The following is a 14,563-nucleotide window of genomic DNA, read 5'->3' on the forward strand; positions in this document are numbered from 1 at the left end:
ACCCTTGTTCCGCAAAATAATAATAAATTACGGCACTCGGACAGGATAACGGACTGCTGCCGTCAGCGATTACTTAAAGTTTCACCGCTGAAGTTCCAAGGTGGTAAAGCAATTTTTCGTGTTAGGAAGCTTTCAGCCGTAACTTCCCTCTCTAAAAACCGTAAAAGCTGCTTCATGTCCTTATCAATACTGATTAAATGATAAAATTATAAACTTATTATATGCAGTCATCTATCAAAAAGCAAGAGGCCAATGACAGTTTATGACTTTTTTTTATACGGATACGGGTTACCCTTTAAAGACATCTTCTCAATTGGTGATATTATAACCTTCTCTTGAAAAATATTCTTTACCGTTTGCAGAAGCGGGTGATCCATATCATATGCATAAATCCGGGCAGATGAAGGAGCTAATCCGATTAAAGGTCCGAGGAGTCGTTCATCTAAGTTAACGGCATTCGTTAATTTCATTGCCCTATCATGCAAGTTCTTTAGTTCAGTTTTTGATAGCTGATTTTGCTGTTCATCAAATATAACTACATTCTCATAATCAAATATAATTACAATATCATTTTTAAAAATAGATTTTTGTTTTGATAAGCACGTACGTAATTGTTCAATAAATAATTGATACTCAAGCTCTAATTTATATTCATCAATAGCACATTCAACAATCCTAAGCAAAGTTGCTAAATAATCTTTAAGACGAAACTTTAAAAACGCTTCAAACTCTAAGAAGTTTCTTTTTTCAGCTAAGATAGACTTCCACTGACCTCGTATGAGTCCACTCAGACATGGCAAGCTTTTGACCTCTGGGATCCCTTCGATTTCCCCTAAGATAATGCTCTTAGATATTGAAAATATTTCCTTCTGTTCAGCAGAGTCGCTATAAAAAAAGGCATGTTCAATCATTTCCTTTAAACAAATATCTTCTACCTTATTCCTTGTAAATTCCGTTAACACATCCAAAATGAATTCTTTATTATCATGTATGTGCAGTTCAAGAATTTTTGAAGAAGCATCAGATAATTTGGCAAAGGAAGGGTTAATTTTAAATTTGACTGCCGTCCGGATCATTTTTTTTAGGACAGCGATTCCGTCAGACGGGTGTGAAAAAGCGATCGTGATCAAGCAAGTCCCCCCCATATAAAATCTCAATAATACAATATATGGGACCAGGTCTTAAAAAATGTTACCTAAACAAGTAAAAAACAACCCGGAAACCGAGTTGTTTAATCATAAACAAATTTTCGTTCAATTTTGGAAAGGATATAAGCCATACCGAGAGTCAGAATTAAATACATGAGAGCTGCAGTCATGTATGGTTCCCAAGGCCGATAATACTGGCCCATCATTGCCCGGGCATAATACATTAATTCTGGTGTAGCAATGATGGATACGAGTGATGAATCTTTTATTAATACTATAAATTCGTTTCCAAGAGGCGGTATCATTCTTCTCGAAGCTTGAGGAAGTATAACATGTTTCATAGCTTGTACATGATTCATTCCTAATGACCTTGCTGCTTCCATCTGGCCTTTATCGATTGACTGAATTCCAGCCCGGAAAATCTCTGCAATGTAAGCCGCTGCATTTAACGACAATGCTAAAACACTGGAAACAAAAACATTAGGCGGTTTCATAATAAGCGGCATTAGAGCTGAATGAATCAGTAAAATCTGAACAAGCAATGGAGTTCCCCGAAAGAAGCTGATGTACCAGTTACAAGGCAAGTTAATGAGAGGCTGTTTCGTCATTTTCCCTAATCCGATAAACAGGCCCAATATCGTTCCAAACAGTATGGCCAGCAATGAAAGCTGTATCGTTACCCATGTCCCTTTTAAAAACAGGGGCATGTAGTTTCCTATGATTTGTAAAGAATAATCCATGCAGACCTCCAGAGAATATTATTGTTTCAATGCATCTACATTCGGTTCTTCACCAAACCATTTTTTATAGATATCAGCATACTTGCCATCTTCAATAACTTTTTTCATAGCTTTATTGATTTCTTCCTGATGCTTACCGTCTTTTGGAAAAATTATGCCGTAGAACTCACTTTCAAAGTTTTCCTTATCAGAAATCGTTACAAGCTTTTTGTCCGGATTATTTTTTGCATATTCCTGAACAACAGCATTGTCTGCGACTACCGCTTCCACTTCCCCATTTAAAAGGGCTTGTATCGCCAGTGTATTATTATCAAATTTTTTGATGTTCTCGTTAGCCCCGAACATTTTCTCCAAAGCTTCCTGCCCTGTTGTACCATTTTGAACGCTTACTTTTTTACCTTCCAGATCTTTTGCGCTTTTTATTGACGTTCCTTCTTTAGCAAGAATCATATTGATAGATTCAAAATATGGTGAAGAAAAATCGTACGTTTTCTTTCTGTCATCATTAATTGTAATAGCAGAAATACCTGCATCCACCTCATCATTCTGAAGCGCAATAAATAACGGCTCCCAGCCTGTGTTCTTCATTTCGTATTCGAGACCAGCCTCTTTCATTACCGCATCAAGCAAGTCCGCATCGAAACCAACAATCTTGTCCCCATCCAAAGATTCGAAAGGGGCGTATGCTGCATCTGTTCCGATTGTTAATTTATCCCCAGAACCAGCTCCGCAGGCTACTAGGAATACTGCAGATAACCCGATGACACCCATTTTTAATTTCTGTTTCATGTTCATTACTTCATTTCCCCCTTTATTCTAAATATTCTTATATTATACACAAAATTTTTAATATAAGGAAAATTCAAATAATAATTCACGTAGAAAAAGATTCCAATTTTTTTGAGATCTCCTTGGGGATGGTCTGAGTAAGTCGTATAGGCCGTTCTGCGAGGTGCTCCAAACAAACCTACTAAATGCATTGCACCGGACATAAATGCCATACCTACCGTCCACATGATTGTTTGAATGATTCCAAGTTTATTCATTTGCGGTGTTATAGTTCTGCCACTCAGATACGGATATTCCGAAAAAGGTAAGAGCAACTGTTGAAGCAACAGTTAGATGAAAATGTCCGGTTACCCATAAGGTATTATGAATAACCTGGTTTAATTGATGGCTCGCGTTAATGATTCCCCCCGCTCCTGCAGGAATAAAAATCAGCATTCCCATCATTGGTGCAAAAAAGCGTACATCTTTCCAAGGCAAAACTTTAAACCATCCAAAAAGTCCTTTAGCGCCTTTTTTTCTTCCTGCTGTTTCAAAAACGGCAAACATTGAAAATGCAGTCATTAACGAAGGAACAATTACCATAAATGTAAGGACTACTTGGAAAAACTTCTATGAATGCGAGATACCAGGCTCTAAAAGCTGATGGTGAAAGCCTACAGGAATACTGAATAAAAGAAAGAGTACAAAAGATAACCTTGCTAATGCATCACTGAATATTTTCCCTCCAATAATTTTAGGGATTACCACATACCAGCACATATACGCTGGAAGAAGCCAGAAATACACGAGCGGATGTCCAAAATACCAAAACAGCGTTCTGCTGATTAATATATCAATTTTATCTACCCAGCCTATCGACCAAGGAATGAACTGAAGAATTACTGTTGCTGCAACGCCTAAAGTTGCGATGAACCATAAAGCCATCGTCATTACAGCCATGTAACTAAAAAGAGGAGACAGCTTGCTGTTCGTTCTTCTCTTCCAAATATAATACTGATTCCACATAGAGAAAGCGCAAAGCCAGCTTCCCACCACTACATGAACAAGTGCTACATAAAACCATGGTGATGCCTGCAGCGGAGCGTAGAACGTATAAAGTACAGTTGCTTTGTTCAGGAGAATAAATATGGTTGCCAATATTGTTCCGAAAGTCATCATTGTAAATCCAAGCCATCCTGTTCTTCTCGGAACATCATAAAGTGCTCCCATCGTTTTGCTTATTCCGGCATATAAAAAACCAACAATAAAAAAAGTGGTAAAAATAAGTGCTAATAAAACACCATGAGCAGTTAATAGTTGATAATATCCGATAGAAAGCGGAAGCTCGATTGTACCGCTTCTAACCAATGTCTGTAAAAGACCTGCTATGGCACCAATAAATAGTGCAATAAAACTGACACTTAAAAAACCAAGACTTAACTGTGCATCTCTTTTATCAATCATGATGTCACCTCCAAAGTTACCGCCATTACTTGATGACCAACTCCACAATATTCATTACATAAAATAAGATATTTGCCTGGCTTATCAAATGTATATGAAATTTTACTCACATACCCCGGCGTTACCATCATGATGAATTTGTTGCAGGGATTTGAAAACCGTGAACAACATCTGTGCTCGTCACTTTAAAATGAACTGTAGAACCTTTCGGAACAGTCATTCTAGAAGGTGTAAATGTGAAAGCCTGAGCTAGCATGACTGCTTCATATATATTGTCTCCTATCTTCGTCAGAGCTGGTTTATCGAACGGTGCCGTTAAGGTTGCTTTTTTTGGATCTATTGTTTCCATGTGACTTGGAGGCTGATTGCCCATTGCATAGGCTGAAACACCTACAATTAATAAAAAGATTGTTAAACACACTGCTCCAGACCAAAGCCAGATTTTCTCGTATTTATGAATATGCATCATTAAAACCTCCTATCTAGATAGATACAGCAAGTAAACTGCTGCCCATGACAAAACGATAAACAATCCTACACCCATAACCGAAAGAAGAGTTCCTAACAATTCTTTTTCCTTTTTCACCTTTATTTTTTCTTTAGTCTTTCTTTGCAGCTGCGGCATCCTCATTCCTCCTTAAGTTTCACACTTAAAGAATAAGCGCAATAAAAAAATACCGCTGTGACAAATGTCATAACGGTATTTTATATGCTTCTTTTCTAAGGGATTGTTGCTTTGCGCTTTTCGATTCTAATCATTTGCAAGTTGATTGGAGCGTAAGGTGCGTGCCTGCTACCTGAGAAACTACTTGCAAGGCATGCGACGAGAAAGCCCACATCGGTAGCATTTACTTGTAGACGCAGGAGCAAGGGTACTTAATGAAGCGGTCAGGTCGAGACTCCTAATGGCGCAAAGCGGCAGGAGGCTCACCGCACGCCCCGTGGAAAGCGAGCAGCCTGGAGCGGAAATCAACTACTTTCAAAAGTAACAATGTATGCGAAAAAAACGCTGCAGCTGAAAGAAATGAATAAACTCCGATTAATTAACCACAAACTCTAGGAATGGGCAAAAAAAATAAAAACACCTGACTCTAGTTTATTGAAACAGTGTCAGGTGTTTATCATTAGTTTTGCATAACAAAATCTTTTTCTGCATTTTCTTCATCTTGGAAAACACGAAGAACTTCATATTTCGTATTTCTCTGAGCAGGAATTTTCCCTGCTTCACGAATAAGACGCAACGTTAAGTTTGTATTTACTTTATGTGTAGTTCCAGCAGCAGAAACAACATTCTCCTCCATCATCGTGCTTCCAAAGTCGTTGCAGCCGTAATGAAGAGATTTTTTACCGACTTCTGGTCCCATCGTTACCCATGAAGATTGGAAGTTTGGAATGTTATCCAAGAAAATTCGTGAAATGGCTACGTTCTTCAGATATTCTCTTGGCGTTGTTTTCTCTGCTTTCATATTTGTGTTATCCGGCTGGAAAGTCCACGAAATAAAAGCTAGGAAACAATTCGTTTCATCCTGAGCATCGCGTACTCTCTGTAAATGAAGCGCTCTTTCTTCAAAAGTTTCCCCAAATCCAATTACCATCGTAGCAGTTGAATGCAAACCAACTTTCTTAGCCGTTTTCATACATTCAATCCACTCTGTCCATGAACCTTTTAGTCTACTGATCTTTTTGCGCGTACGATCGTCAAGAATCTCTGCTCCTCCGCCTGGAAGTGAGTCAAGACCCGCTTCTTTTAGTTCACGAAGGACTTCTTCTAAAGATAATCCTGATACTTCAACCATCTTCCAAACTTCAGCTGGTGAGAATGAATGCATGGTAATATCAAAACGCTTTTTAATCTCTCGCAATAAATCTGTATAATAGCTAAACGGCAGGTTGGGATTCGTCCCGCCTTGCATTAGAATTTCTGTACCCCCTACATCAACTGTCTCTTGGATCTTTTGAAAAATCACTTCATCATCAAGCACATATCCTTCTTCACTTCCAGGAGGACGGTAAAAGGCACAAAATCTGCAATATGTATCACAAAAATTAGTGTAGTTTACGTTGCGTCCGATCACAAAAGTAGTGACAGGTTCTGGGTGCCACCTTTTCATAATGATGTCAGCAACTTCACCCATTCGCTCCACTTCATCACTTTCATATAGTTTAACTGCATCTTCTACAGATAAACGTTCTCCATCTAATGCTTTTTGTAATATTGATTCAATACTCATCGGCAACCTCCGAATCGATTTATTATGTACTTATCCTATCATATTTTGATAGAAGAGACAGCTTTGTACGATAAAGAAAAAGAAAAACAGCATAAAAAAGACATCTGCCCGCATAACGGACAGATGTCTATTAGAATTCATCTCTGAAATTTTTATTGCCGCCCATGAAAACAGGAGAACTTAAGTGCTTAATACGTTCCATGATTCTTAGAGCTTTAACTTCATCAAGGCCGCCCTTTTGCGAGTATGATAAATGCTGCTGCAGCATGTCATAATCACAATTTGACGTATAAAGAGTTGGAAGTTTTTCCATCATTCTATACTGAAGGATGACTCCAATAATCTCATCACGAACCCAGTTCGTCATGTTCTCAGCTCCGATATCATCAAGCATCAGTACTGGAACAGTTTTTAAGAGCTCCATTTTCGTATCAAAACTTCCATCAGAGAGAGATTGCTTCATCTCTCGTAAGAATTCCGGTGTATGAACCATCAGTGAATGAATTCCTTTTTCAGCCAGCCCATTCGCGATTGCCCCAAGAAGATATGTTTTTCCCACACCAAACTTTCCATAAAAATAAATGCCTTTTAGAGGCTGGTTGGTCCCTGCCATCTGTACGAATTCATAAGCTTTAGAAATCGCATTTCGTCTTGTATCATCAATGCTATGTTTATAAAGACGGTCAAATGTAGCACCAAGTATCTCTTTCGGTATAAAATAACTCTTTATGAGCGAGGCCATCGATTTTTTATGTTCATCATGTAACTTCAGTTCGCAAGGCTTATATCGTAATTCCACAGTCTGTCTCACTCTTGTAAGTTCAGATCTATAACCCTGCATCAAGTTTGGGCATCTATCTAAACCAGGACAATTGCTGCATGCCTGCTGTTCATTTTTGAATGTATAAAAACTAGATAATAATTTATCTGCATGGGCATCTGAAATATCAGGGTTTTCTCTTAAAAAACGCATCACTTTTGGATCTGTAAGGACTTGTTGTTTCATTAATTCGTATTTTTCCTGAAATTTTTCAAATCCCGGCATTTGCTTAACAGATTCCTTTATTGATTCCACGTTAATCCCCCCTTATTTCGAATTATTTAACAAGCTTTCAAGCCATTTTCGATTTTCGTCTTCGTTTGTAGAGCTGTTCTCATCCTCTTTTGCCGGATTTGTTTCTGGCTTCAGCCAATCTGGAACAGACACATTTGGCTTTTGATTTCCATTATAAAACTTAGGTTTTGATGTCTTCTTTTCTTGCCACTCTTTTGATTTTCTTTTTTCATCCCGCGCGAGCGCCATTGCTTCTGGCACCGTCTGTACTTTTTTCCGCGCCCAATGTGATGCAATTCGTTCTATTAGACCCTTTGCAAGTTTCATATCATTACCGGACAAAACATAATCCAATAGAACATTCGTTACACCCGGTGTTAAATTTTGATCAAGCATACAATAGGCAACAAGCTTCAAATCAACTTCAGAAGGAGTGGTTCCGCTATAATCTTCTAATAAACGAAACGGTGATACTTCTTCAAAGTATTTAATAAGCTCTTCTTCTTGTGATTTGGGTTCCATCCCTTGAAGTGCTTTAAGGTGAACGGGCTGTGTTCTTAATGCTAACACAGGCAGACCTTCTTCGTGTTCAAAGCGATACCATTTTTGAATCTCTCTGCGCAGATTTTCAACATTGATTTCTCCTGTTGAATAATAAACGTTTTGTATTTGTCTGCTCATATCCATTGGTTCAAGCTGATAGATATACGCTAGTTTATAGATCGATTCTTTTAGTTTAGGAGTTATAACTTCTTTAGGCACTACAAATGTCGAGATTTGGTTAACCATTGCTTCAAAATCAAAGTCTGTCTCACCAAAGGTAACTTTACCCTGCACTCCTTTTTCTAAAAAAGATACATTTTCGGAAACAACGTTCTCATTGATCTCAGAATAACTTTTTGATGTCATTTCAGAAGGATGCAAAGAAGTGAAAACATCGCTAAATGAAGCTGTTACTTCAGTAAAACCAGATGAATCTGCTTGCGGAATTAAAAATGATTCCCTTATCTCATTAAACTTTGTTTGTCCAAGACGGTTGAATAAATAGATGCTAAGAAAACCATCTGTGAAAAAAGCTTTTGGAGAAAGCGGCAGCTGCAGTTCATATATATATTCCCGGGAGCTCTCACCATCTTTTTTCAGCGTTTTTAATAATCCAATCGCTTCAAGCTTTTTTCTTCCTGATAAAATATCTTTTAAAGAAAATTGCGTTATATTCATGAGATGCTGATGCTTTTTGGATTGATGATTCATTTTAGCTTCGCACCATAAAGTTAAGTATAAGCTGTGAGCAAATGCTCCAATTAATGGCTGATAGAGCAAAGTCAGTACGTTTTGATCTACCTCATTCAATACGCCTTTGCTCTGGACGGAATAAGTATCAACGGGCACTACTTCCTGAAAATGTACCGTCATCGTTTTCACCCTTTATATACATAAAATTCTCTTACTATGAAAGAAACTTGGCTGACGTTTCGTTTATACGTCAGCCAAAGTTGCACTATTACGATAATAAAAGAGCGTTATAGCTGTTCAACTGAAGCTTTAACGCTCATCTTTGTTAATCAGTTCCTTTAGTTCTTGTATAAATACATTAATATCTTTAAATTGGCGATAAACAGAGGCGAATCTTACATATGCTACCTCATCAGTTTTTGAAAGATGTTCCATTACCTGTTCTCCAACTGCTGTACTGGAAATCTCGGACGCTCCGCTGTTTCTCAGTTCTTTTTCGATATTATCCACTATATTTTCAAGTGTTTCTAAGGGGACAGGTCTTTTTTCACAAGCTTTAATAAGCCCTCTAAGAATCTTTTCGCGGCTGAATTCTTCTCTCTCTCCGCCCTTTTTAACAATGATTAGCGGTGTTTGTTCTACCGTTTCAAATGTAGTAAATCTATAGCTGCAATCTTCACATTCCCGTCTTCGGCGAATAGACCGGCCGCTATGAACAGGTCTGGAATCAAGCACTTTTGTTCCATTATGCTGGCAAGAAGGACACCTCATTGTAATCATCCCCAAAAAATTTTCTATTCTATCTCTATCTTAAAGAAAAGGGAGGTTTGTGACAAGCTATTCCTATAAATTTTCAGCCATAGATGTCCCCAAAAACGGAAGTCTCTGTTTTAAAATTTCATATATGCTTGTAATCAGACGCTGATTGTTTCCAAAATTAAAAGGAAGAGCAGACTCTGTTGAAACATTTAGATCTACTGCCGTATGATTATGTCTTACTGTCACTACACTGACTACAACAAATGCATTTTTGGGCTGTCTTACTTCAAATGTCGCTTCTCCCCTTTCCTCAGAAAACCCAAGCTCTGTAAAGTTCGTGTCTTCATCCAAAATTTGTTTTATAACATTCATCACTTCAGCCTTGTTAGCTTTAAAGTAATGGGTCCGAAGCCTTTCGTCCACATGCAGTTCACTCGTTTCCGCGTGATTTTCCATTAGATTTTGAAACTTTCTAAACATAACAAACCTCCAAAACGACATAATTTGTAACGTATTATTCCCTATTTTATATAAAATAAAGGTTAATTCTAAAACATTGTTGCTTTTGATTCATTTCTTCTTTGACAAGTTGATTGGAGTGTAAGGTGCGAGACTCCTCGAAAATGAAAAATCACATTTTCTTCGTGCGAGGTAACGCTGTCGATGCCTTCCTTGTCCTGCGGGATCAGCGGGACAGGTGAGACACAGCAGGTGCAAAACGCAAAGGTGGCTCACCGCACTCCCCGCGGAAAGCGAGCACCTGAAACGGAAATCAACCACTTTCAAGAACAACACTGAATTCAAAAACAGCCAAAATAAAAAAGAGGTGTGAAATTTCACACCTCGTTTAAATTCTGTTTTAAATTATTGAGCTGTAACTTTTGATTTGGCAACGGCAATCGGACCCATTCCGCGTGGAACTTCCAGATTTTCACGTTTTTTAGCGCCTAATGCTTCTGAAATGTAATCAGCAGCTACGTTAGGATCAATTCGATCTCCACACGTATAAACATCAATACTTGCATAACCATGCTCAGGAAAACTGTGAATAGTTAGATGAGATTCAGAAATAATAACTACTCCACTTACACCGTGCGGAGCAAATTTATGAAAAGCAACCTCACGAATTTCTGCACCTGCTTTCAATGCAGCATCTACGAAAGTCTCTTCAATAAACTTCATGTCATTTAATTTTTCAGAATCACAACCCCATAACTCAGCAATTACGTGTCTTCCCATTGTATCCATTAGCATAGTCCCCCTTTTAAAAATAATCATGCCTTCAAGCATGCGGTATCGAACATCTACCACGGGGGCAAGTTAGTCCAGAGAGGTCCTAACCCTTTAAGTAGCATTCAATGCCTTAATTTGCTTTATTTGAAGTTCACGAAACATAGTATACTTCTTTTAAAATTGATTTGCAATAATTCTGGGTAAATTTTTTCAATAGTTTTTTTCAACAAAAAAGCATATCTATGCTAAACATAAAAAAGCCGGGAAATTTTCCCGGCTCCTTATATTAACCTTCATTCATCTTTATGAAACGGAAGCGTTTTTCTCTACTGGCACTTTGCTGTTAAGTGCAAAAGCTACATGTTTCGCTAAATCTACAACACGGCAAGAATAGCCCCACTCATTGTCATACCATGCCAATACCTTGACTTTATTTCCATCCATCACCATAGTCGATAGACCATCAACGATAGAAGAGTTTTCATTTCCGTTATAATCAATTGAAACTAAAGGCAGGTCACTATATTCTAATACGCCTTTCATTGATCCCTCTGCTGCTGATTGGAATGCATGATTCACTTGGTCTTTTGATACAGGAGTTTTCAATTCTACAACCACATCAACTAAAGATACATTTGGTGTTGGAACTCTAAGTGCCATTCCATTTAGTTTGCCTTCTAGATGAGGAAGAACTTTAGCAATTGCTTTAGCTGCTCCTGTTGAAGTAGGAATAATGGATGTTCCGCAAGCACGGGCACGTCTAAGGTCCTTGTGCGGGTTATCTATATTTTTTTGATCATTTGTATATGCATGAACCGTTGTCATCATACCGGATTGAACACCAAACTGGTCGTCAAGCACTTTTATAACAGGCGCAAGGCAGTTTGTAGTACAAGAAGCATTTGAAATAATATGATGTTCTGACGAAATGTAATCGCTGTCATTTACGCCCATAACAATCGTAATATCTTCATTCTTGCCTGGAGCTGTAATGATTACCTTTTTAGCACCGGCTTCAATATGAAGTCCTGCAGTTTCCTGAGATACAAATTTACCTGTTGCTTCAATTACTATATCAATTCCGAGATCACCCCAAGGCAACTCACGAGGGTCACGGGAATTCACTAAAACAACTTTTTTTCCATTAACAAAAAGGGCATCTTCTGCAGCTACAACATCTCCTGGAAAAGTCCCATGTATGGAATCGTATTTAACCATATGAGCAAGTGTTTCTGCTGGATAGCTGGCATTAACAGCTACAACCTCAAAATCATCATTCTCCATCATTTTGCGGAAGACCATTCTTCCGATTCTCCCCAAGCCATTAATTGCAATTTTTGCTTTCATGAAGCTGCTCCTTCCAATGTGTTATACTCTTTAAGGTTTCTATCTGCAATTAGTATATCATAATAACCCTCAAAAAGAACATACTTTTATTGAAATTAGGCAAAAAAGGGGCATGAATTTGTGAAATTAAAAGCTGTTTCCGTAAACATTGTTGAATTTGAAAGTTGTTAATTTCCGTTGCAGTGGCTCGCTTTACGCAGGGCGTGCGGTGAGCCCACTCCGTACTGCGTACATCGAGTGGTCTCACCTGCCCCGCTCGTCCTGCAGGACAAGGAAAGCTTCGACAGCGATACATCGCACGAAGAAAATGTGATTTTCCATTTTCGAGGAGTCTCGCCCTTCCGCTCCAATTAACTAATCAATGAAGAACTTTTGAAAATCTCTCAGCAGCAACCATCTTTTAGAAATGCGTCAATAAAAAAACAGACCTATTTCATAAAGTCTGTTTTCTTAACTTCTTGAAGAAGTCTAAGTAATTTTTGTTTCAAATCTTCTTTTGTACCATTATTCTCAATCACAACATCAGCTAATTCTTTTTTCTCATCAATCGGCATCTGAGACTTTATTCTTGAAACAGCTTGTTCCTCTGTATACCCATCCCGCTCCATCAAACGCTTAAGCTGTATGTCTGGATGAGTATAAATTAGCCATGTTTCATCTACCATGTGAGTAAGTTTACTTTCAAATAATAAAGGGATATCCATGATTACTAAAGGATTGCCGTCGCTCAAATGCAGTTCAGCTTGTTTTTTCATTTCTGACCGCACAGCAGGATGCACGATTTCATTCAGCTTTAGCCGTTTCTCAGAGTTATTAAATATAATTTCTCCTAGTTTTGCCCTGTTTAAGGTCTTGTCAGAAAGAAGAACGTCATCTCCAAAAAAAGCGACTATTTTTTCGTAAGCTTCTTTTCCAGGCATTACTACTTCCCTTGCAATAATATCAGCGTCGATGACAGGTATTCCTTGTTCGTTTAAGATAAGACTGGCTGTAGATTTCCCGGTTGCGATTCCGCCTGTTAATCCAATAATCAATGGTTTTCCTCCTGTTACATTCTTAATAAACCCATTACAATCAGTAAAATACCTGGTAGAACTGATAACCGTTTCATCCAATTCGTTTTATTAAAAAAATATAACCCTAATGCCATACCGCCCCATAAGAACAGAGCACTCATAACTGCAATTGACACTGTGGTCAAAAGAGGCGAAAGATCAATTAACGCAGCTCCAATTCCTGCTCCAAAAGCATCAAGCGACAAAGCTATTCCCAGCAGAACTGCTTCCCAGCCAGTAATGGAACCAGATTTATCTATATCAGCCATGACTGGTTTTTTTAGAATGTGAATGACGATTCCTAATGATTTTATTTCGAATAGCACTAAATTTTTTGGTTCTGTATCAATGTTTTCTTTCTCTGGTAAAAAAACCTGCCATAGAGAGTAGATTCCGATTCCAAGAAGAATTAAGCCGCCTAAAACTTCACCTGTTTTTTGAGTAATAAACTTTTCTAAGGTAAATCCGAGGAACATTGAAAATAAAAAGGTAACAGCTGAACATATTGCGATGATTAATATGGAGCGAAAAGGAATTTTAATGGATTTCATTCCATACGTTAATCCGGCTCCAAAACTGTCCAGGCTGACGGCCAGTGCCAGTAATACAAATGAGTAAGCCACCATGTCCCTGTACTCCTTTCAATTAACGGTAAATGCAGTATATGAAAGGAGTATAAAATTGGTTTATTTTTGACAGTTCTTACATATGTGAGTGCCTCTTCCTGCTACAACCATGCGTTCGATCTCATTCCCACAGATACGGCAAGGCTCACTCTTTCTTCCATACACAAACAATTTCAGCTGAAAGCCTCCAGTTTCACCCATCGAATTCGTATACGAACGGATCGTACTTCCACCATGTTTTACCGCTTCAGCTAAAATATCCGTAATAGCATTCTTTAATTTTTTTAGCTTGTGTATAGATAATTCATTAGCAGGTGTTTCAGGATGAATTTTCGCTTTAAATAATACTTCATCGACATAGATGTTTCCGATGCCTGCAATGAATGTCTGATCCAGGAGCACTGCTTTAATGCTGCGTTTTGTCTTGAAAAATAATTTTTTCATGAGTCCCGCGGTAAGGGAATCAGATAGCGGCTCAACACCTAATGAGCTTAGCGGAAGGTGATTTTCTTCAGTTCCTTTAGGATATAGGTGCATTGTACCGAATTTACGGACGTCTCTATACCTGAGTTCCGTTCCGTCTGTAAAAGAAAAGATAACATGAGTATGCTTGTCAGGTGGTTCTTCCTTATTGAACAGTCCATATTTACCTTCCATCCTCAGATGAGAAACAAGAGAATCTTCATTTAGATGAAAAATTAAAAACTTCCCTCTCCTGTACACTTCTTCAAAACTCTGACCTTTAAGCCTTAAAATAAACTCTTCTGGTACAGGATGCTTGATGATATTATCCCAATAAATTTTTATATCTTTAATAACTTTCCCTGGTAAAAATCGATTAAGAGTATTTTTCACATTTTCTACTTCAGGTAATTCAGGCACGAGTTTCACCACACTTTACT

14 protein-coding genes, 2 pseudogenes and 1 other annotated feature (1 of these 17 running past the window's edge) are annotated in these 14,563 nt (G+C 38.1%); all 16 genes and pseudogenes read right to left on the reverse strand.

What is annotated here, in order from left to right:
* Positions 1–196, reverse strand: a binding site (T-box leader); it reaches 30 nt to the left of the window's first position.
* 64 nt (positions 197–260) lie between these two features.
* On the reverse strand, positions 261–1,130 hold the full coding sequence (ytxC, locus tag ABE41_RS14200) for a sporulation protein YtxC (RefSeq protein ID WP_066291552.1): 870 nt from the start codon (positions 1,128–1,130) through the stop codon (positions 261–263).
* A gap of 101 nt (positions 1,131–1,231) precedes the next feature.
* A complete protein-coding gene (locus ABE41_RS14205) occupies positions 1,232–1,888 on the reverse strand; it encodes an amino acid ABC transporter permease (protein WP_066291553.1) in 657 nt (218 codons plus the stop codon).
* Between the two features lie 18 nt (positions 1,889–1,906).
* A complete protein-coding gene (locus ABE41_RS14210) occupies positions 1,907–2,677 on the reverse strand; it encodes a basic amino acid ABC transporter substrate-binding protein (protein ID WP_437435477.1) in 771 nt (256 codons plus the stop codon).
* A 122-nt stretch (positions 2,678–2,799) separates the two neighbouring features.
* A pseudogene (locus tag ABE41_RS14215) lies at positions 2,800–4,120 on the reverse strand (cbb3-type cytochrome c oxidase subunit I); the annotation flags it as partial.
* Positions 4,117–4,586 (reverse strand): annotated as a pseudogene (locus tag ABE41_RS14220) (cytochrome c oxidase subunit II). The pseudogenes ABE41_RS14215 and ABE41_RS14220, both read right to left, overlap by 4 nt.
* 12 nt (positions 4,587–4,598) lie before the next feature.
* Positions 4,599–4,745 (reverse strand): cytochrome c oxidase subunit 2A, encoded by a 147-nt coding sequence (locus ABE41_RS21075; RefSeq protein WP_253805347.1) that lies wholly within the window; start codon positions 4,743–4,745, stop codon positions 4,599–4,601.
* A 499-nt stretch (positions 4,746–5,244) separates the two neighbouring features.
* Positions 5,245–6,351, reverse strand: a complete 1,107-nt coding sequence (mqnC, locus tag ABE41_RS14225; RefSeq protein WP_066291557.1) for a cyclic dehypoxanthinyl futalosine synthase — start codon at positions 6,349–6,351, stop codon at positions 5,245–5,247.
* Positions 6,352–6,481: 130 nt separating this feature from the next.
* The gene (dnaI, locus tag ABE41_RS14230) at positions 6,482–7,426 is read right to left on the reverse strand and encodes a primosomal protein DnaI (RefSeq protein WP_066291559.1); all 945 of its coding nucleotides are present in this window, start codon (positions 7,424–7,426) and stop codon (positions 6,482–6,484) included.
* Between the two features lie 12 nt (positions 7,427–7,438).
* On the reverse strand, positions 7,439–8,821 hold the full coding sequence (locus ABE41_RS14235) for a replication initiation and membrane attachment family protein (protein WP_066291562.1): 1,383 nt from the start codon (positions 8,819–8,821) through the stop codon (positions 7,439–7,441).
* A 129-nt stretch (positions 8,822–8,950) separates the two neighbouring features.
* Positions 8,951–9,412, reverse strand: coding sequence for a transcriptional regulator NrdR (gene nrdR / locus ABE41_RS14240; RefSeq protein ID WP_066291564.1), 462 nt, complete (start codon positions 9,410–9,412; stop codon positions 8,951–8,953).
* Positions 9,413–9,484: 72 nt separating this feature from the next.
* A complete protein-coding gene (locus ABE41_RS14245) occupies positions 9,485–9,880 on the reverse strand; it encodes a hypothetical protein (RefSeq protein ID WP_083207817.1) in 396 nt (131 codons plus the stop codon).
* A gap of 384 nt (positions 9,881–10,264) precedes the next feature.
* The gene (speD, locus tag ABE41_RS14250) at positions 10,265–10,648 is read right to left on the reverse strand and encodes an adenosylmethionine decarboxylase (protein ID WP_066291566.1); all 384 of its coding nucleotides are present in this window, start codon (positions 10,646–10,648) and stop codon (positions 10,265–10,267) included.
* Positions 10,649–10,936: 288 nt separating this feature from the next.
* Positions 10,937–11,980 (reverse strand): glyceraldehyde-3-phosphate dehydrogenase, encoded by a 1,044-nt coding sequence (locus ABE41_RS14255; protein ID WP_066291568.1) that lies wholly within the window; start codon positions 11,978–11,980, stop codon positions 10,937–10,939.
* 428 nt (positions 11,981–12,408) lie between these two features.
* Positions 12,409–13,014, reverse strand: a complete 606-nt coding sequence (gene coaE, locus ABE41_RS14260) for a dephospho-CoA kinase (protein WP_066291570.1) — start codon at positions 13,012–13,014, stop codon at positions 12,409–12,411.
* 14 nt (positions 13,015–13,028) lie between these two features.
* Complete coding sequence (gene ytaF, locus ABE41_RS14265; protein WP_066291572.1) at positions 13,029–13,661, reverse strand: sporulation membrane protein YtaF; 633 nt, start codon at positions 13,659–13,661, stop codon at positions 13,029–13,031.
* Positions 13,662–13,721: 60 nt separating this feature from the next.
* Positions 13,722–14,543: a DNA-formamidopyrimidine glycosylase gene (gene mutM, locus ABE41_RS14270; protein ID WP_066291574.1), complete on the reverse strand. Its 822-nt coding sequence runs from the start codon at positions 14,541–14,543 to the stop codon at positions 13,722–13,724.
* Positions 14,544–14,563: the final 20 nt, after the last annotated feature.

This window comes from Fictibacillus arsenicus, from assembly GCF_001642935.1.
GTDB classification, from domain to species: Bacteria; Bacillota; Bacilli; order Bacillales; family Fictibacillaceae; genus Fictibacillus; species Fictibacillus arsenicus_B.

What these genes read in the sequence shown, in the direction of transcription:
- ABE41_RS21075 (WP_253805347.1), bottom strand. Translation starts at nt 4,745, where the DNA reads ATGCCGCAGCTGCAAAGAAAGACTAAAGAAAAAATAAAGGTGAAAAAG.
- ytaF (WP_066291572.1), bottom strand. Translation starts at nt 13,661, where the DNA reads ATGGTGGCTTACTCATTTGTATTACTGGCACTGGCCGTCAGCCTGGAC.
- ABE41_RS14210 (WP_437435477.1), bottom strand. Translation starts at nt 2,677, where the DNA reads ATGAAACAGAAATTAAAAATGGGTGTCATCGGGTTATCTGCAGTATTC.
- ABE41_RS14205 (WP_066291553.1), bottom strand. Translation starts at nt 1,888, where the DNA reads ATGGATTATTCTTTACAAATCATAGGAAACTACATGCCCCTGTTTTTA.
- ABE41_RS14255 (WP_066291568.1), bottom strand. Translation starts at nt 11,980, where the DNA reads ATGAAAGCAAAAATTGCAATTAATGGCTTGGGGAGAATCGGAAGAATG.
- nrdR (WP_066291564.1), bottom strand. Translation starts at nt 9,412, where the DNA reads ATGAGGTGTCCTTCTTGCCAGCATAATGGAACAAAAGTGCTTGATTCC.
- ABE41_RS14245 (WP_083207817.1), bottom strand. Translation starts at nt 9,880, where the DNA reads ATGTTTAGAAAGTTTCAAAATCTAATGGAAAATCACGCGGAAACGAGT.
- ABE41_RS14235 (WP_066291562.1), bottom strand. Translation starts at nt 8,821, where the DNA reads ATGACGGTACATTTTCAGGAAGTAGTGCCCGTTGATACTTATTCCGTC.
- speD (WP_066291566.1), bottom strand. Translation starts at nt 10,648, where the DNA reads ATGGATACAATGGGAAGACACGTAATTGCTGAGTTATGGGGTTGTGAT.
- mqnC (WP_066291557.1), bottom strand. Translation starts at nt 6,351, where the DNA reads ATGAGTATTGAATCAATATTACAAAAAGCATTAGATGGAGAACGTTTA.